Annotated in this window: 15 protein-coding genes and 1 tRNA gene; 11 read left to right on the forward strand and 5 right to left on the reverse strand. The window is 71.3% G+C overall.

Annotation, left to right across the window (positions count from 1 at the left end; translation table 11 throughout):
• Window positions 1-306 precede the first annotated feature (306 nt).
• On the reverse strand, window positions 307-1,755 hold the full coding sequence (locus tag OG559_RS21180; RefSeq protein ID WP_405106231.1) for a pyridoxal-dependent decarboxylase: 1,449 nt from the start codon (window positions 1,753-1,755) through the stop codon (window positions 307-309).
• 245 nt (window positions 1,756-2,000) lie between these two features.
• On the opposite strand from OG559_RS21180, the gene OG559_RS21185 reads away from it, so the two are divergent.
• Window positions 2,001-4,319, forward strand: coding sequence for a cellulose binding domain-containing protein (locus OG559_RS21185; RefSeq protein ID WP_405106233.1), 2,319 nt, complete (start codon window positions 2,001-2,003; stop codon window positions 4,317-4,319).
• A gap of 237 nt (window positions 4,320-4,556) precedes the next feature.
• Here OG559_RS21185 and OG559_RS21190 read toward each other — a convergent pair whose 3' ends face one another.
• Both OG559_RS21190 and OG559_RS21195 read right to left on the reverse strand, forming a co-directional pair.
• Complete coding sequence (locus tag OG559_RS21190) at window positions 4,557-5,552, reverse strand: LLM class flavin-dependent oxidoreductase (protein ID WP_405106235.1); 996 nt, start codon at window positions 5,550-5,552, stop codon at window positions 4,557-4,559.
• Window positions 5,553-5,623: 71 nt separating this feature from the next.
• Complete coding sequence (locus tag OG559_RS21195; RefSeq protein ID WP_405106237.1) at window positions 5,624-6,103, reverse strand: Lrp/AsnC family transcriptional regulator; 480 nt, start codon at window positions 6,101-6,103, stop codon at window positions 5,624-5,626.
• An 83-nt stretch (window positions 6,104-6,186) separates the two neighbouring features.
• Here OG559_RS21195 and OG559_RS21200 point away from each other — a divergent pair, with 83 nt between their 5' ends.
• The gene (locus OG559_RS21200) at window positions 6,187-7,365 is read left to right on the forward strand and encodes a trans-sulfuration enzyme family protein (protein WP_405106239.1); all 1,179 of its coding nucleotides are present in this window, start codon (window positions 6,187-6,189) and stop codon (window positions 7,363-7,365) included.
• A gap of 40 nt (window positions 7,366-7,405) precedes the next feature.
• On the opposite strand, the gene OG559_RS21205 is transcribed toward OG559_RS21200, so the two are convergent.
• Entirely contained in the window at window positions 7,406-8,155 is a 750-nt protein-coding gene (locus tag OG559_RS21205) for a transcriptional regulator (protein WP_405106241.1), read from the reverse strand.
• 35 nt (window positions 8,156-8,190) lie between these two features.
• Window positions 8,191-8,265: transfer RNA gene (locus OG559_RS21210), tRNA-Leu, on the reverse strand.
• A gap of 93 nt (window positions 8,266-8,358) precedes the next feature.
• Between OG559_RS21210 and OG559_RS21215 the strand changes: the two genes are divergently transcribed.
• From OG559_RS21215 to OG559_RS21255, 9 genes are all read left to right on the forward strand, one after another.
• On the forward strand, window positions 8,359-8,979 hold the full coding sequence (locus tag OG559_RS21215; protein ID WP_405106243.1) for an ANTAR domain-containing response regulator: 621 nt from the start codon (window positions 8,359-8,361) through the stop codon (window positions 8,977-8,979).
• Window positions 8,980-9,053: 74 nt separating this feature from the next.
• Window positions 9,054-10,295, forward strand: coding sequence for a hypothetical protein (locus OG559_RS21220; RefSeq protein ID WP_405106245.1), 1,242 nt, complete (start codon window positions 9,054-9,056; stop codon window positions 10,293-10,295).
• Window positions 10,296-10,554: 259 nt separating this feature from the next.
• Window positions 10,555-11,715, forward strand: coding sequence for a branched-chain amino acid ABC transporter substrate-binding protein (locus tag OG559_RS21225; protein WP_405106247.1), 1,161 nt, complete (start codon window positions 10,555-10,557; stop codon window positions 11,713-11,715).
• 105 nt (window positions 11,716-11,820) lie between these two features.
• Window positions 11,821-12,771, forward strand: coding sequence for a branched-chain amino acid ABC transporter permease (locus OG559_RS21230; RefSeq protein ID WP_405106249.1), 951 nt, complete (start codon window positions 11,821-11,823; stop codon window positions 12,769-12,771).
• The gene (locus OG559_RS21235; RefSeq protein WP_405106251.1) at window positions 12,768-13,877 is read left to right on the forward strand and encodes a branched-chain amino acid ABC transporter permease; all 1,110 of its coding nucleotides are present in this window, start codon (window positions 12,768-12,770) and stop codon (window positions 13,875-13,877) included. The genes OG559_RS21230 and OG559_RS21235 overlap by 4 nt, the downstream gene beginning before the upstream one ends.
• A complete protein-coding gene (locus OG559_RS21240) occupies window positions 13,870-14,715 on the forward strand; it encodes an ABC transporter ATP-binding protein (RefSeq protein ID WP_396681911.1) in 846 nt (281 codons plus the stop codon). Before OG559_RS21235 ends, OG559_RS21240 begins: the two co-directional genes overlap by 8 nt.
• Window positions 14,705-15,415, forward strand: coding sequence for an ABC transporter ATP-binding protein (locus OG559_RS21245; protein WP_405106253.1), 711 nt, complete (start codon window positions 14,705-14,707; stop codon window positions 15,413-15,415). The genes OG559_RS21240 and OG559_RS21245 overlap by 11 nt, the downstream gene beginning before the upstream one ends.
• Before the next feature lie 33 nt (window positions 15,416-15,448).
• Window positions 15,449-16,354, forward strand: coding sequence for an ABC transporter substrate-binding protein (locus tag OG559_RS21250; RefSeq protein ID WP_405106255.1), 906 nt, complete (start codon window positions 15,449-15,451; stop codon window positions 16,352-16,354).
• 6 nt (window positions 16,355-16,360) lie between these two features.
• Entirely contained in the window at window positions 16,361-17,341 is a 981-nt protein-coding gene (locus tag OG559_RS21255; RefSeq protein WP_405106257.1) for an amino acid ABC transporter permease, read from the forward strand.
• Window positions 17,342-17,392 lie beyond the last annotated feature (51 nt).

Here is a 17,392-nt window from a genome sequence, read left to right on the forward strand (position 1 = left end):
AGGGTCGCTGGTCGCTGGCCGCTGGTCGCTGAGGCGGTCCGGCAGAGCTGGGGTACGCCTCGCCGGGCTGTGGAGCCGAAACGTCGCCCGGCGCTCCTCGACGTTGCCCTGTGCCTCAGGACCATGGGAGGGCAGCTGCATGGGCTGTCGGGCTGCCTACGGAGCTGCCCCGTCTGCGCTACCGGTAGCGCATGTCCTCGGCCGACGGTGCCCACCGTGACGCGAAGATGCCCCGTTGGTGCGGGCAGCTCCATAGCGCCCGGAAGGCGTATCACCCCCGGCGTGCCGTCAGGCTGTCGCGGATCTTCAGCCGCTGGCTCCGGGCTCCTCCAGCATCGTCCCCGCGATGGTGGAGAGCAGCTCCCATGCCTCGTCCACATGCGCCTGTGTGGTCAGTGGCGAGCCGACCGCAAGGCGCAGCGTGTACCGGCCGGCGACCCGGGTGTGGGTGAGCAACACCCGGCCCGTGGCGTTGACCCGGGACAGCAGTTCGGTGCTGGCCTCGTCGCCGGCGGTGAGCCGGAAGCAGACCAGCGAGAACGGGTGCGGTGCGGCGAGCGTGAACCGGCCGTCGGCGCGGACGTGGGCGGCGAACCGGTCGGCGAGGGCCACCCCGGAGCGGATGTGCGCCCGCAGCCCCTCCACCCCGTACCAGCGCAGCACGAACCACAGCTTCAGGGCGCGGAACCGACGCCCCAGCGGCACCTGCCAGTCCCGGTAGTCGATCACGGCGCCGGTCTCGGTCGCCGCGTTGTGCAGGTACTCCGGCAGCACCGTCAGCGCCTCGATCAGCTCACCGGAATCGGCCACCCAGAACGCGTCGCAGTCGAAGCCGGTGAGCAGCCACTTGTGCGGGTCGAAGCAGTACGAGTCGGCGTACTCCAGACCGGCGTGCGACCAGCGCAGCTCCGGGCAGACCGCCGCCGCCCCGGCGTACGCGGCGTCGACGTGCAGCCAGACGCCGAGCTCCGCGCAGATCGCGCCGATCTCCGGCAGCGGGTCGACGGCGGTGGTGGAGGTCGTGCCGATCGTGGCCACCACGATCGCGGGCACGTCGCCGGCCGCCCGGTCCGCCCGGATCGCCTCGCGCAGCGCGTCCGGGCGCATGGCCAGGGTTTCCGGGTCGACGTCGACCACCCGTACCCCGTCGAGGCCCAGCCCGGCGATCCGGGCCGCCTTCTCGATGGACGAGTGGCCCTGGCTGGAGGTGTAGGCGCGGTAGCGGCGGTCGATCCCGGCGGCCCGCCACTGGCCTCCGCTGGCCCGGTGCAGCGCGGCGAGGGTGGCCACCAGGGTCGCCGAGGAGGCGGAGTCCTGGATCACGCCGCCGCCGCTGCCGGTGGAGCGGAACCGCTGCGGCAGGTCGAGCAGCCCGGCCAGCCAGTCCAGCACCACCGTCTCCAGTTCGGTGCAGGCCGGGCTGGTTGCCCACAGCATGCCCTGCACGCCGAGCCCGGAGCTGATCAGGTCGCCCAGCACGCTCGGGCCGGAGGTGTTCGCCGGAAAATAACCGAAGAAGCTCGGGTGCTGCCAGTGGGTCAGGTGCGGGGTGACCAGGTCGTCCAGGTCGGCGAGCAGGGCCTCGACCGGCTCGCCGTGCGTGGTCGGGCCGGTCGGCAGCGCGGCTGCCAGCGTCCCCGGCGGGGCGGGTGAGGTGACCGGGCGCCGCCCGAGCGTCGCCCAGTAGTCGGCGATCCAGTCCACCGCCGCGTGCCCGGCCCGGCGGAACTCCTCGGGGTCCATGTGCTCAGCCATCCGCCGAGTCGATCAAATCCCACCGCCGAGGGCAAGGTCCCGTCCGGGGGTGCTTCCGACGGGCGGGGTCGGCGCGGCTGTTGCCTGCCGGAAAGCGTTGTCCTAGCATTCGTGCAGCGCGGAGTCGAACTATGGACGCCAATGCGTCCCCCCACCGCCCCAGCGCGGCGCACCGCCACCGCCGGCCCAGGGCAGGCCGACGGGCATCGCGTCGCCGCGCGCCCGACCTCCCCGGAGGCACGCCCGTGCACCCCAGCAGATCCCGTCGCCGCGCCGCCCTGCTCGCCGCGGCGGCGGCCACCGCCCTCACCGCCACCACCCTGACCGCCGGCACCCTCGGCGCCGTGGCAGCCTCGGCCGCCGCCGGCTGCCGCGTCGATTACAAGATCACCAACCAGTGGGGCGGCGGCTTCGGCGCCGACGTCACCGTCACCAACCTCGGCGACCCGGTCAACGGCTGGACCCTCACCTGGTCCTACGCCGCCGGTCAGCAGGTCGCCCAGGCGTGGAACGCCACCGTCACCCAGTCCGGTGCCCAGGTCACCGCCCGCGATGTCGGCTACAACGCCGCCATCGGCACCGGCGGCACCGCGAACTTCGGCTTCAACGCCTCGTGGAACGACGCCAGCAACCCCGTTCCGGCGAGCTTCACGCTCAACGGCACGACCTGCACCGGCACCACCCCACCGCCGACCACCACCCCGCCCCCCACCGCGCCGCCGACCACCACCCCGCCCCCCACCGCGCCGCCGCCCAGCACGCCGCCCCCCACCACGCCGCCCCCCACCACGCCGCCCCCCACCACGCCGCCCGCCGGGGCGAAGCAGGTCGAGGACCTCGACCGGGGTCTGATCAGCGTCCGTTCCGGCAGCGGGAACCTCGTCTCCTGGCGGCTGCTGGGCACCGAGACCGCCGGGGTGTCGTTCAACCTCTACCGGGGCTCGACCAGGGTCAACGGCAGCCCGATCGCGGGTGCCACCAACCACCTCGACAGCGGGGCCGCCGCCGGGTCGGCGTACACGGTGCGGGCCGTGGTGAACGGCGTTGAGCAGGCGGCGTCCGGGCCGGCGCTCCAGTTCGGGGCCGGTTACCTCGACGTGCCGATCCAACCGCCGGCCGGGGGCACCACCCCGACCGGGGAGGCGTACACCTACGCCGCCAACGACGCCAGCGTCGGCGACCTCGACGGCGACGGCCGCTACGAGATCGTGCTCAAGTGGGACCCGTCCAACGCCAAGGACAACTCCCAGTCCGGCTACACCGGCAACGTCCACGTCGACGCGTACACCCTGACCGGCACCCGGCTGTGGCGCATCGACCTCGGGCGCAACATCCGGGCCGGCGCCCACTACACCCAGTTCCAGGTGTACGACTACGACGGCGACGGCCGGGCCGAGGTGGCCATGAAGACCGCCGACGGCACCCGCTCCGGCACCGGCCAGCTCGTCGGCTCCTCCTCGGCGGACCACCGCAACTCCAGCGGGTACGTCCTGTCCGGCCCCGAGTACCTGACCATGTTCGACGGCCGGACCGGCGCGATCCTGTCCACCGTCAACTACGACCCGCCGCGCGGCACCGTCTCCTCCTGGGGCGACAGCTACGGCAACCGGGTCGACCGGTTCCTCGCCGGCACCGCCTACCTCGACGGCCAGCGCCCCTCACTGATCATGGCCCGGGGCTACTACACCCGCGCCGTCATCGCCGCCTGGGACTTCCGCAACGGCGCCCTGACGAAGCGGTGGACGTTCGACTCCAACGCCTCCGGCAACTCCTCCGCCGCCGGCCAGGGCAACCACCAGCTCTCCGTCGCCGACGTCGACGCCGACGGCCGGCAGGAGATCGTCTACGGCTCGGCCACCATCGACGACAACGGCCGGCTGCTCTACTCCACCGGCAACGGCCACGGCGACGCCCTGCACGTCGGCGATCTGGACCCCAGCCGCGCCGGCCTGGAGATCTTCAAGGTCGACGAGGACGCCAGCAAGCCCAGCTCCTGGTTCGCCGACGCCCGCACCGGGCAGATCATCTGGTCGACCGCCGCCTCCGGCGACAACGGCCGGGGCGTCTGCGCCGACATCTGGGCCGGCAGCCCCGGCGCCGAGTCCTGGTCCTCCGCCGTCGACGGCCTGGCCAACACCAGGGGCCAGAACGTCGGCCGCAAGCCGTCCTCGGCGAACTTCCTCGCCTGGTGGGACGGCGACCCGGTGCGCGAACTCCTCGACGGCACGAAGATCGACAAGTACGGCACCGGCGGCGAGACCCGACTGCTCACCGGCAGCGGCGTCAGCTCCAACAACGGCACGAAGTCGACCCCGGCGCTGTCCGGCGACATCCTCGGCGACTGGCGCGAGGAGGTCGTGTGGCGCACCAGCGACAGCACCGCCCTGCGCATCTACAGCACCCCGACCCCGACCGGCACCCGGATCCACACCCTGATGCACGACCCGCAGTACCGGGCCGCCATCGCGTGGCAGAACACGGCCTACAACCAGCCGCCGCACCCGGGCTTCTTCATCGGGGACGGCATGGGAACCCCGCCCGTGCCGAACATCTACCTGCGCTGAGCGCTCGCCGTGCTGGATGCCCCCTGCCCACCGGGGACACCGGCGAGGCAGGGTGGCAGGCACCGGGCCGCAGCCGCGGAATCCGCACAGCTCCGGCCCGGTGCACCACACCGCGGCACCCCCGACCCGTCCCGACCGGGGAGTGCCGTACCACCACCGGAACCAAAGTTACGCGCCGTCCGCGACGCGGGGGTGACGCCGTTATGAAGACCGTGTTTCGGGCGTTTCCAACAAGGTTCACCCGTCCCGGCGCAGCCCGCCCGCCACCTGGTCCGCGATCAGCTCGTACGAGCGCACCCGGTCGGCCACGTCGTACACCAGCGTGGTCAGCATCAGCTCGTCCGCGTCGGTGCGCTCCAGCAGGCCGGTGAGCTGCCGGCGCACCGTCTCCGGCGACCCCAGCGCCTGCCCCTCCCGCCGGGCGAGCGCGAATTCCCGCTCCGCCTCCGTGTACGGGTACGCCGCCGCCTCGTCCGGCGTGGCGAGGGGCTCCGGTCGCCCCGAGCGCAGCCTCAGGAACGACAGCGCGCTCGGCCCCGCCAGCCACTCCGCCCGCTCGTCGGTGTCCGCGCAGACCGCGTTCACCGCCACCATCGCGTACGGCTTGTCCAGGAACCGCGACGGCCGGAAGTGCTGCCGGTACAGCGCCAGCGCCGGCACCGTGTTCTGCGCGCTGAAGTGGTGCGCGAACGAGAACGGCAGCCCCAGCAACCCGGCGAGCTGCGCGCTGAATCCGCTGGACCCCAGCAGCCAGACAGCGGGCTGCAGGCCCCGCCCCGGCGTGGCCGTGATCGGCCCCGGGCGCTCCCCGGAGAAGTAGTTCATCAGGTCGGCCAGTTCCCGGGGGAACCCCTCGGCCGACAGCCCCTCCATCGTCCGGCGCAACGCCAGCGCGGTGACCTGGTCGGTTCCCGGGGCCCGGCCGATCCCCAGGTCGATCCGGCCCGGGTGCAGCGCCTCGAGGGTGCCGAACTGCTCGGCCACCACCAGTGGGGTGTGGTTGGGCAGCATCACCCCGCCCGAGCCCAGTCGGATCGTCGAGGTGTTGGCTGCCAGGTGCGCGAGCAGCACCGCCGGCGCGGAACTCGCGATCGCCGGCATGTTGTGGTGCTCGGCCACCCAGAACCGGCGGTAGCCCAACTCCTCCGTGCGCCGGGCCAGCTCGGTGGTGTGCCGCAGGGCCGCGCCGGCGGTGGCGCCGGCCGCGACCGGGGCAAGATCAAGAACAGACATCGGTACGTTGATCACGCGATCGTCCAACCCGCCCCGTGCCGGAATTGTTCCCCTCGCCGGGTACGTGTGGCTCAACCCATCCCGCGCGCCTGCTCGAAGATCAGGCTGGTCTGGGTGTGCTGCACCGCCGGGTCCACCGCGAGATGGTCCAGCACGAAGTCCCGCAACGCGTCCCCCGACGCCGCCCGCACGTGCAACACGTAGTCCTCCGCGCCCGCCACGTGGAACACCGACACCACCCCGGGCAGCCGCACCGACCGGGCCCGGAACGCGTCCACCGCCGCCCGCGCGTGCGCCGTCAGCCGCACCGACACCAGGGCCTGCAACGGCAGTCCCACCGCCGCCGGGTCCACCTCCGCGTGGAACCCCCGGATCGCCCCGGACTCCCGCAGCGACCGGGTCCGGGTCAGGCATGTCGACGGTGCCACCCCCACCCGGTCCGCCAGGGCGTTGTTCGGCAGTCGGCCGTCCACGGCCAACTCGGTCAGGATCGCGCGATCGACGTCGTCCAGGGCGGCGAAGGGCCGTACATCATTCGGTGCGAGGGGCATTCCACCATCCTGCTCCGAATCATCGCGTTGTCAAAGACCGACAAACAGAATCTTCTGCGACTCTCTTGCCGATTGTCGCCCTGATGTTCGACGCTTCCCGCATGACGACCGTGGACACCAGAGCAGTGCACGCCGGCCGCGCCGACCTGGCCGCCCTCGGCGTCCACGTCCCACCCATCGACCTGTCCACCACCAACCCCCTGCCGTCGGTCACCGACGGCGGCGACGCGTACGAGCTCCTCGCCACCGGCGGGACCCTCCCACCCGGCGGCAGCGCCGTCTACCAACGCCTCTGGAACCCCACCGTCGCCCGCTTCGAGACCGCCCTCGCCGAGCTCGAAGGCACCGCCGCCGCCGTCGCCTTCGCCAGCGGCATGGCCGCCCTCACCGCCACCGTCCTCGCCGCCACCCGGGACGGAAAGCACCACATCGTCGCCGTCCGCCCCCTCTACGGCGGCACCGACCACGTCCTCGCCACCGGCCTGCTCGGCACCGAGGTCACCTGGGCCCACCCCGACGGCGTCGCCGACGCCGTCCGCCCCGACACCGCCCTCGTCATCGTCGAGACCCCCGCCAATCCCACCCTCGACCTCGTCGACATCGCCGCCCTGGCCACCGCCGCCGGCGACGTGCCCCTGCTCGTCGACAACACCGTCGCCACCCCCGTCCTCCAGCAGCCCGCCCGGCACGGCGCCGCGCTCGTCCTGCACAGCGCCACCAAGAGCATCGGCGGCCACGGCGACGTCCTCGCCGGCGTCGTCGCGTGCGACGAGCAGTGGGCCGCCCGGCTGCGCCAGGTCCGCGCCCTCACCGGCGCGATCCTGCACCCCCTCGGCGCGTACCTGCTGCACCGCGGCCTCCAGACCCTGCCCGTGCGGGTCCGCGCCCAGTCCGCCGGGGCCGAGAAGCTCGCCGGCTGGCTCGCCCGCCACCCCGCCGTCGCCCGCGTGCACCACCCCGGCATCGACGACCCCGCCGGGCTCGTCGGCCGACAGATGGCCGGCACCGGCAGCCTGCTCGCCTTCGAGGTACGCGGTGGCGCGCCCGCCGCCGCCGCCGTCGCCGGGGCCTGCCGGCTGATCACCCATGCCGTCTCCCTCGGCGGCGTGGACACTCTCATCCAGCACCCCGCCTCGCTCACCCACCGGCCGGTCTCCGGCGATGCCAAGCCGGTCGGCGGTCTGCTGCGGATCTCCGTCGGCCTGGAGGACCCGGAGGACCTGCGGGCCGACCTGGAGCAGGCGCTCGCCGCGCTCGGCTGACCGGCGGGTGCCCCGTTCCGGCTGACCGGCGCCCGCCCGTTCAGGACTTCGGGCCGACGTGCCGGTCCAGCGCGGCGACCGCCTCGCGGCGCGCCACCGACAGCGAGTTGCGGCGGTTCATCCGCCAGGCGACGCCCAGCAGGCACAGCGCCCACTGGCAGAGCCCCATGATGTCGGCGGACTCGTTGGTGAACATGTAGCGGGGATAGACGTAGGCCCGACCGTGCGCGGTCACCCGGTTGGCGAACCGGCAGCCGTCGGAGTGGAAGAGGCCGCGCACGAAGTCGCCGGGGTGGGCGGTGACGATCTCGCGCTGCCAGTCGGCGAGGACGATGGGCCGCTCGTGCTTCTTTCCCGGCCCGTGCTGCGGCAGCAGGCAGGGCCAGTGCAAGCCGTAGCTCTGCACGCTGACGCACCCCTGCTGCTGAACCCGTTGCACTTTCGCCGCCAACACGGCCTTCATGGAAGCCTCGCAGGCGTCGATCAGCCCAGGCCAGACGTTTGCGCAGTAGATGCGGAGCACCGGAATCCGCGCGGTGGTGACCAGGTGACCGTCGCCAAGGTAGAGCCCCAGGAGATAGGCATAGGAACCCGGGTCTGTCGGCTTGTCGAGGTCGGGACGGCACCGGAAGCAGCGGAGGGCTGTGCTCTGCTGCTTCGGTTCGGGACGGTCCTTGCACCAGTGGCGGACCGTCGGATAGGGGTGCCCTACGCTGCGGGCGGTTTCGGCAACCGTGGCCCCGGAGAGGTAGAGGCGGCGGGCGCGCGCTCGGATCTCAGGTGGATGCACGCGCCCATCTTCGAACGCCTGTATGACAAGTTTTGTGCCCTCGGTGGGATTCGAACCCACACTGTATGCAGTTTGAGTGCATTGCCTACTGCCGGTTGGGCTACGAGGGCCTTCCATGATTCGACCATGACAGCCTACCCACTACGCTAGGGAGGGCGACACCCGGCACGGCGGTGTCGGGCACAGACTGGTGGGAGTGGCTCGTGGCCGAGACGCAGACGGATGCCGAGCGCAGGCGGGTGTTGATCGCCGAGGACGAGGCGCTCATCCGGCTGGACCTGGCCGAGATGCTGGTCGAGGAGGGCTACGACGTCGTCGGCGAGGCAGGCGACGGCGAGACCGCCGTCCGGCTCGCCGAGGAGCTGAAGCCCGACCTGGTCATCCTCGACATCAAAATGCCGATCATGGACGGGCTGGCCGCCGCCGAGCGGATCGCCGGCGCCCGGATCGCCCCGGTGATCATCCTGACCGCGTTCAGCCAGCGTGACCTGGTGGAGCGGGCCCGGGCGGCCGGCGCGATGGCGTACCTGGTGAAGCCGTTCCAGAAGAGCGACCTGGTGCCGGCGGTGGAGATCGCGCTGTCCCGGTACTCGGAGGTCGCCGCACTGGAGGCCGAGGTCGCCGGCCTTACCGACCGGCTGGAGATCCGCAAGACCGTCGAGCGCGCCAAGGGCGCGTTGATGACCACGTACGGGATGACGGAGCCGCAGGCGTTCAAGTGGATCCAGCGCACGGCGATGGACCACCGGCTGACCATGAAGGAGGTCGCCGAGCGGATCCTCGCCGAGACCGCCGGCGGCGAGGCGGCCCAGCCCGCCTCCTGACGGGGCGCCGTCCGGCGGGAGCCGCGCGCATCGCGGGCTCCCCGTCGTTGCGATTGATCGATACGATCGCGTCCATGCCTTCTCGGCGCCTGCGGGCGATGCCCGGCGTGGTGGCCGCGTGCGCGGTGCTGCTGGCCGGGTGCTGGTCGGCCCCGCGTCCCGCGCCGGAGCCGACCCCTCTGCGCCCTGACTGGCGGGCGGTGACCCTGCCGACGCCGCCGGGCGCTCCGGGGCGGCTGCTGCTGCGCGACGCGGCGGCCTGCGGTGGGCGCTGGTTCGTGGTGGGCGCGGTCGCGGACGCGGCGGGCGCGACCCGGCCGGCGGCGTGGTCCAGCGTGGACGGGGTCTCCTGGTCGGTGCTGCCGGTGCGGGGCGAGTCGTTCTACGGCCGCCAGCACGTGCTGTACGCGGTCGCCTGCCGGGACGGCCGGATCGCGGCGCTGGGGGCGAAGAACGGCGGGGTGCACGGCAACCCGCGTACGGGCACCTGGGTGCAGCGGCCGGACGGGTCGGTGCGCGAGGTGCTGGCGGGGTTCGAGCTGTTCGGCGGGCAGCGGGCCGTGGCGGCGGGCCGGCTGGCGGCGGGGCCGGGCGGCTGGTTGATCGCCGGGGCCCGGGTGGACGGGGCGGCGGTGTGGACGTCGCCGGACGCGTCCAGGTTCGCGATCCTGGAGGGCGCGCCGGAGTTGGCGGGCGACGGCCGGGGTCGCACGGCGGCGTACGACGCGGTGGCCGGGTCGTCCGGATGGCTGGTGGTGGGCTCGCTGCTGCCGGCCGGTGGCGCGGCGCTGGCCCCGTTGGCGTGGACATCGGCGGACGGGCGGGCCTGGCGGCGGGCCGAGTTGCCCACCCCGGACGGGCGGGGCCGGGCGCAGCGGGTGGTCCTGCTCGACGGCGAGCCGGTGGCGGTGGGTCCGGTGCGGGATGGCTTCGCGGTATGGCGGCCGGCAGCGGCCGAGTCAGTGGGGGAGCTCAGCCCGTCGGGACCGCCCACGGAATCGGGTCGGGCGGCGCAGTGGCGGCGGGTCGGCGGGTTCGGGGCGGCCGGTCCGGGGGTGCTGTCGGTGGTCGGCCTGGCGGTGGTGGGGCGCCGATTGGTGGCGGTGACCGGCGACGGGGCCGGCCGGCGGTTGTGGGCCTCGGCGGATGGTGGCGTGTCGTGGCGGGCGGTGACGGTGCCGGGACCGGCGGCGGTGCCGGACAGCGGGGACACGGCGGTGGCGGTGGCCGGTGGAGAAGAGCGACTGTTGTTGCTGGCGGACGACGGTGGATCGTCCCGTGCCTGGTGGGCGGTGCCGCCGTGGATCGACCGGTAGCGGATGGTCCGGATGATGCCCGTTACCGATGTAGCGCAGGTGAGGACATTTCAGGATAGAAATTTCTTACAGCGATCGTCTCCGCTTCGCCACGGCGTGTAACGGTTCGGTCAACCCCGCTGCCTGGGGCTTACGTCACAGCTTCCTGGTGGGATAACGTCCCGCCCCAGACCGGCGACGACGGTCTGGTTCGTCCGCCCCCGCAAGAGCCAATAGGCAGCGGGTGGTTCGGGCCATGGGACGGAGGAGGGTTCGGGCCTTGAGGCAGAAGCTCGCACGCGTGATCGGTGGCGTCGCCATGCTGGCGCTCGTCGCCGGTGGCACCGCTTGCTCCAGCGGCAGCGACGAGGAGGAGGCCGGAGGCAGCGCCTGCGGCAGCAAGATCGCGTTCTTCGGCGCCCTGACCGGCAGCTCGGCCGCGCTGGGCATCAACGAGAAGAACGGCGTCAAGCTCGCGGTCGACAAGTACAACAAGGAGAACGCGGACTGCAAGGTCGAGCTCACCGAACTGGACTCGCAGGGCAGCCCGGACCAGGCCCCGGGGCTGGCCCAGAAGGCGATCGACGACACCAAGATCCTCGGCGTCGTCGGCCCGGCCTACTCGGGTGAGTCCGAGGCCGCCGGCCCGCTGTTCAACGAGGCCGGTCTGGTCACCATCACCCCCTCCGCGACCAACCCGACGCTGGCCAAGCAGAACTGGAAGACCTTCTTCCGCGCGGTCGGCAACGACCTGAGCCAGGGCCCGGCGGCCGGCAACTACATCAGGAACGTCCTCAAGGCCGACAAGGCGTACGTCATCGACGACCAGTCGGCGTACGGCGCGGGCCTGGCCGACGAGGTCAAGAAGGTTCTCGGCCCGGCGGTCGCCGGCTCGGACAAGGTCCAGGGCGAGGGCAAGCAGACCGACTTCTCCGCCGTGGTCACCAAGGTGAAGGCCGCCAACGTGAAGGCCGTCTTCTACGGTGGCTACTACCAGGAGGCCGGTCTGATCCGTAAGCAGCTCACCGCTGCCGGGGTCACCGCGCCGCTGATCGCCGGCGACGGCGTCAACGACGGTGCGTACATCACCTCCGCCGGCCAGGCCGCTGCCGAGGGCACCATCCTGACCTGCCCGTGCCAGCCGTCCACCGAGGCTCGGGGCACCTTCGCTGCCGACTTCAAGGCCCTCAACGGCACGGACCCGGGCACCTACAGCGACACCGCCTACGACGCGGCGAACATCCTGCTCGCCGGGATCAAGGCGGGCAAGACCACCCGTCAGGGGCTGCTGGAGTTCGTGAAGGGCTACAACGGCGAGGGTGTCGCCGCCAGCTACAAGTTCGTCGAGGGCGGCGAGCTGGACCCGGCGCAGGTCAAGGTCTGGGCGTTCAAGGTGACGGGCGGCAAGGTCGTTCCGGACCAGGAGATCCCCAAGTCCTGAAGCCGGTCGCTGCGACAAGCGATTGAGTAGTGATCGCGGGTGCGGCCGGGAGCTCGCTCCCGGCCGCACCCTCTTTTTCTCCACACCTGACGGAGCGTCCCTCCCTTGGACTTCGACGGACTCTTTTCCAACATCGGCACCCTGACCACGACCGGCCTGACGCAGGGCGCGATCTACGCCCTGGTGGCGCTCGGCTACACGCTGGTCTACGGCGTGCTCAGACTCATCAACTTCGCTCACTCCGAGGTCTTCATCGCGGGCGCGTTCGCCGCGATCTGGACCTGGAACGGGTTCGGTCTTGACCAGGACTCGTCGGTGAGCGGGCTCGGGTCGATCCTTTTCTACCTGCTGGTGGCCATGATCGTCGCGGCGATCGCATCGGCGGGCACCGCGACGGTGATCGAGCGGGTGGCGTACCGGCCGCTGCGCAAGCGCAACGCGCCGCCGCTGGCCTTCCTGATCACCGCGATCGGCGCCTCGATCGCGATCTCCGAGGCGTTCGGCGTCTACACCCGCCGCCTGCCGCAGGGCGCCCCCCAGTTGGTCAGCCCAAAGCCGTTGTTCCACCTGTTCGGAGTGCCGATCGACGGGGTGCAGCTGCTCACCGTCGGCGCCGCGCTGGCGATGATGATCGCCCTCGACCTGTTCATCAACCGCAGCCGGACCGGCCGGGGTATCCGGGCGGTGGCCCAGGACGCCAACACCGCCGCGCTGATGGGCGTGAACAAGGACCGGGTGATCCTCATGGTCTTCATCGCCGGCGGCAGCATGGCCGGCGTGGCGGGCCTGCTCTACGACGTGCGGATCCAGACCCTGACCTACAGCGTGGGCTTCCTGCTGGGGCTCAAGGCGTTCACCGCCGCGGTGCTGGGCGGCATCGGCAACCTTCGTGGCGCGCTGGTGGGCGGCCTGCTGCTGGGCGTGGTGGAGAACTACGCCTCGGGCCTGTTCGGGAGCCAGTGGAAGGACTTCGCCGCCTTCGCCGTCCTGGTGGTGCTGCTGATGTTCCGGCCGACCGGCCTGCTGGGTGAATCGCTGGGGAGGGCACGGGCATGACGACCGTCCTGGAGAAGGTGCGCTCCGGCCGCGAGGCGGTCGGCGAGCGCTGGCACGATGCCCCACGCTGGGTGCGCTGGGTGCTGCTGGCCGCGGTGATCGTGTTCTTCTACGCGCTGCCGAACAGAGAATTCTACCAGTACCTGGGGCCGATCCCGACCCCGGGCGCGAACTTCACCCAGGTGCTGTTCACCGTCTCGATCTACGTGTTGCTGGCGGTCGGGCTGAACATCGTGGTCGGTTTCGCCGGCCTGCTCGACCTGGGCTACTTCGGCTTCTTCGCCGTCGGGGCGTACACCGTGGCGGTGCTTACCTCGCCGAGCAGCAACGTCAAGACACTGTGGCCGTGGCTGCTGGTGGTGCCGATCGCGATCGCCCTGACCATGGTCTCCGGTGTCATGCTCGGCACGCCGACCCTGCGGCTGCGCGGCGACTACCTGGCGCTGGTGACCCTCGGCTTCGCCGAGATGATCCGCATCGCGGCGACCAGCTCGGCGTTCCTCAAGGGGCAGCGGGGCTTCAACCAGATCCCGCACCCGCCCGGCAAGTACGCCGACGGCAAGCCGTTCTTCGGCGTGCTCGACGCCCGGCCGTACTACTGGCTGGTGCTCACGCTGATCATCCTGGTGGTGATCGGGGTGCGGAACCTGACCCACAGCCGGGTGGGCCGGGCCTGGATCTCGATCCGGGAGGACGAGGACGCGGCCCAGCTCATGGGCGTGCCGACGTTCAAGTTCAAGCTGTGGGCGTTCGCCGCGGGCGCGGCGATCGCCGGCCTGGCCGGCGCGCTCTTCGCGGGCAAGCAGAACTTCGTGAACTCGCAGAACTTCGAGCTGCTCAACTCGATCATCATTCTCGCCGCGGTGATCTTCGGCGGATCGGGCAACATCGTCGGCGCGATCGTCGGCGGCGGCCTGGTGGCGTACATGATCGAGCGGTTCCGCGGCATCGAGCTGTTCGGCGTCGAGCTCTACGAGTACCGGTTCCTCTTCTTCGGCCTGGTCCTCGTGGTGATGATGATCTTCCGGCCGCAGGGCCTCATCCCGAACCGACGACGGGCGGCGGAGTTCAAGGACCGTCGCAAGGAGGTGATCGTCGGTGAGTGACACCGAACAGACCCCGGCCGTTCCGGCCCAGGCGGGTGCGCCCGCCGTCGAGACGGTGTCGCGGCGCGAGCCGCTGCTGGAGGTCGACCACGTGACGCTGCGCTTCGGCGGCGTCGTGGCACTGAACGACGTGGACTTCACCCTCTACAAGGGGGAGATCCTCGGCCTGATCGGGCCGAACGGTGCCGGCAAGACCACCTGCTTCAACGCGATGACCGGGATCTACCAGCCCACCGAGGGGCAGATCCGGTTCCGTGGCCAGAAGATCAGCGGCAAGAAGCGCCACCAGATCACCAAGATGGGCATGGCGCGGACGTTCCAGAACATCCGCCTCTTCCCGGAGATGACCGCGCTGGAGAACGTCCAGGTCGGCGCGGACGCGCACCATAAGACCAGCGTGGTCGCCGCGCTGTTCCGGCTGCCGCGGTACTGGAGGGAGGAGCGCGAGGGTCGGGAGAAGGCCGAGCGCCTGCTGGAGTTCGTCGGCATCCGGCACCGGATGCACGAGTTCGCCCGCAACCTCTCGTACGGCGAGCAGCGCCGCCTGGAGATCGCCCGCGCGCTGGCGACCGATCCGGTGCTGCTGTGCCTGGACGAGCCCGCCGCCGGCTTCAACCCGGCGGAGAAGGAAGAACTGCTCCAGCTCATCCGGCAGATCCGCGACACCGGCGTCACCGTGCTGCTGATCGAGCACGACATGCGGCTGGTGATGGGCGTGACCGACCGGATCGTGGTGCTGGAGTTCGGGAAGAAGATCGCCGAAGGGCTGCCCGCCGAGGTGCGGGACAACCCGAAGGTGATCGCGGCGTACCTGGGGGTGCCGGACGATGCTGCTTGAGATCGAGGACGTGAGCCTGCTCTACGGACGGATCCAGGCGCTGCACGGCATCAGCCTGACCGTGGACGAGGGCGAGATCGTCGCCCTGATCGGCGCGAACGGCGCCGGCAAGTCGACCACCATGCGGGCGATCTCCGGCATCCGGCCGATCGCCACCGGCGCCATCCGGTTCAACGGCGAGGACATCTCCAAGCTCCGCGCGGACCTGCGGGTCCGGCGCGGGCTGTGCCAGGCGCCCGAGGGCCGGGGCATCTTCCCCGGCATGACGGTGCTGGAGAACCTCGACATGGGGGCGTACACCCGGCGGGACCGGGCCGGCGTCGCCCAGGACCTCAAGCGGGTGCTGGAGCTGTTCCCCCGGTTGGCCGAGCGGCGCAAGCAGGCCGGCGGCACCCTCTCCGGCGGCGAGCAGCAGATGCTCGCGGTCGGCCGGGCGCTGATGAGCCGGCCGAAGCTGCTGCTGCTCGACGAGCCCTCGATGGGGCTGGCGCCGATGCTGATCCAGCAGATCTTCACCATCATCACCGAGATCAACCAGCAGGGCACCACGATTCTGCTGGTGGAGCAGAACGCCCAGCAGGCGCTGGCCCGCGCCCACCGGGCGTACGTGCTGGAGACCGGCCGGATCGTCAAGTCCGGTACGGGCGCCGAGTTGTTGCACGACCCGTCGATCAAAGAGGCGTACCTCGGCGTGGCCTGACCGGCCGACCCCCTCAGTAAGGAGTGTCCCCTCATGTTCCAGCTCAACGGTGGTCGGCGGGCGGCGTTCGGTGCCGCCGGCGCGGCAGTGCTCCTGCTCTCCCTCGCCGCGTGCGGTGAGGAGGAGAGCACCCAACAGCCCGGCGCCGGCCCCTCGGTCAGCGCCTCCGCCGACTCGTCCCTGGCCGACAAGGTGCCGGCCGCCATCAAGGCCGACGGCAAGATCGTCGTGGGCACCGACTCGACGTACGCCCCGGCGGAGTTCCTCGACTCGGACGGCAAGACGGTTATCGGCTTTGACGTGGAGCTGTTCTCGGCGGTGGCCCAGAAGCTCGGCCTGAAGGCGGAGTTCGTCTCGGCTCCGTTCGGCGACATCATCTCCGGCGTCAACACCGGCAAGTACGAGGTCGGCGTCTCCTCGTTCACCGTCAACCCGGAGCGCAAGCAGCAGGCCAACATGGTCAGCTACTTCCAGGTCGGCACCCAGTGGGTGACCAAGAAGGGCAACCCGGCGGGCGTCACCCTCGACAACGCCTGCGGCAAGAAGATCGCCGTTCAGAAGGACACCGTCCAGGTGGAGGACATCCAGAAGCGGTCGAAGGCGTGCACCGACGCCGGCAAGCCGGCGATCACGGTGGAGCAGTTCCCGGGCCAGGACGCCGCGACGGCCGCGGTGGTGTCCGGCAAGGACGACGCCATGCTCGCCGACTACCCGGTCGGGGTGTACGCGGTCACCCAGTCCAACGGTGCCCTCGACCTGCTCGACAAGCAGTACGAGGCCGCGCCGTACGGCTACGTGGTGAGCAAGGACCAGGCGGCGTTCGCCGAGGCCGTCCGGGACGCCACGAAGGCGCTGATCGCCGACGGGTCGTACAAGACGGTGCTGGACAAGTGGAAGGTGGCCGACGGTGCCATCACGGACCCCGCGGTCAACCCGTAACCCGACATGACGACCGACGAAGCGACAACCGCACGGGCACGGCCGGAGCCGATCCGCGCCGTGCCCGTGCGGCATCCGGGGCGCTGGGTCACGGTGGCCGTGTTGGCCGTGCTCACCGCGATGTTCGTCCACGTGCTGGTCACCAACGAGGCCTTCAACTGGTCGTTCATGGTGGACAAGATGTTCCGCCCGCCGATCATCGAGGGCCTGCTGCGCGGCACCGTGCTGATGACGGTGTGCGCGATGCTGATCGGCGTCGTGCTGGGCGTGGTCATCGCGGTGATGCGACTGTCCGACAACCCGATCCTGCGTGGGGTCGGGTGGCTCTACACCTGGTTCTTCCGCGCGGTGCCCCGGCTGGTGCTGCTTGCGGTTTTCGGCAACATCGGTATCCTGTGGAGCCGGATCGAGTTCGGGGTGCCGTTCGACACCCAACTGGGCCAGCTCTTCGGCATCGACAACCTGCAACTGCGGCTGTTCGGCTTCTCCTCCCGGGACATCCTCACCGGGTTCATGGCCGGCCTGCTGGGGCTCGCGCTGTCCGAGGCGGCGTACATGGCCGAGATCGTCCGGGCCGGCATCCAGTCGGTGGATCCCGGGCAGACCGAGGCGGCCCAGGCGCTGGGCATGGGCCGGGGCCAGTTGCTGCGCCGGGTGGTGCTGCCGCAGGCGATGCGGGTGATCATCCCACCGACCGGCAACGAGACGATCGCCATGCTCAAGGACACCTCGCTGTTGCTGTACGTGCCGGTGAGCGTCGAGCTGTTCTTCCAGCTCGACGCGGTCGGCAAGCGGACGTTCCAGATCTTCCCGATGTATGTCGCGGCGTGCCTGTGGTATCTGTTCCTGACCAGCCTCCTGCTGGTCGGCCAGTACTTCCTGGAGCGGCACTTCGGCAGGGGGTACGGCAGCGCCGGACGGGCCCGGCTGCGGCTGCGCGGGATGGCCGCGGAGACCGGCGGGAGCCCGGGGAAGGGGGAGCTGTGACCGAGCTGATAGTCCCCGCCCAGGCCGACGCGCCAGCCGCTGAGTCGGACG

This window comes from Micromonospora sp. NBC_01405 (assembly GCF_045040155.1).
In the GTDB taxonomy this organism is placed as follows: domain Bacteria; phylum Actinomycetota; class Actinomycetes; order Mycobacteriales; family Micromonosporaceae; genus Micromonospora.

Coding starts and splice junctions, on each gene's coding strand:
- OG559_RS21190 (WP_405106235.1), bottom strand. CDS start 5,552: ATGTCTGTTCTTGATCTTGCCCCGGTCGCGGCCGGCGCCACCGCCGGC.
- OG559_RS21250 (WP_405106255.1), top strand. CDS start 15,449: ATGTTCCAGCTCAACGGTGGTCGGCGGGCGGCGTTCGGTGCCGCCGGC.
- OG559_RS21220 (WP_405106245.1), top strand. CDS start 9,054: ATGCCTTCTCGGCGCCTGCGGGCGATGCCCGGCGTGGTGGCCGCGTGC.
- OG559_RS21195 (WP_405106237.1), bottom strand. CDS start 6,103: ATGCCCCTCGCACCGAATGATGTACGGCCCTTCGCCGCCCTGGACGAC.
- OG559_RS21200 (WP_405106239.1), top strand. CDS start 6,187: ATGTTCGACGCTTCCCGCATGACGACCGTGGACACCAGAGCAGTGCAC.
- OG559_RS21255 (WP_405106257.1), top strand. CDS start 16,361: ATGACGACCGACGAAGCGACAACCGCACGGGCACGGCCGGAGCCGATC.
- OG559_RS21235 (WP_405106251.1), top strand. CDS start 12,768: ATGACGACCGTCCTGGAGAAGGTGCGCTCCGGCCGCGAGGCGGTCGGC.
- OG559_RS21245 (WP_405106253.1), top strand. CDS start 14,705: ATGCTGCTTGAGATCGAGGACGTGAGCCTGCTCTACGGACGGATCCAG.
- OG559_RS21180 (WP_405106231.1), bottom strand. CDS start 1,755: ATGGCTGAGCACATGGACCCCGAGGAGTTCCGCCGGGCCGGGCACGCG.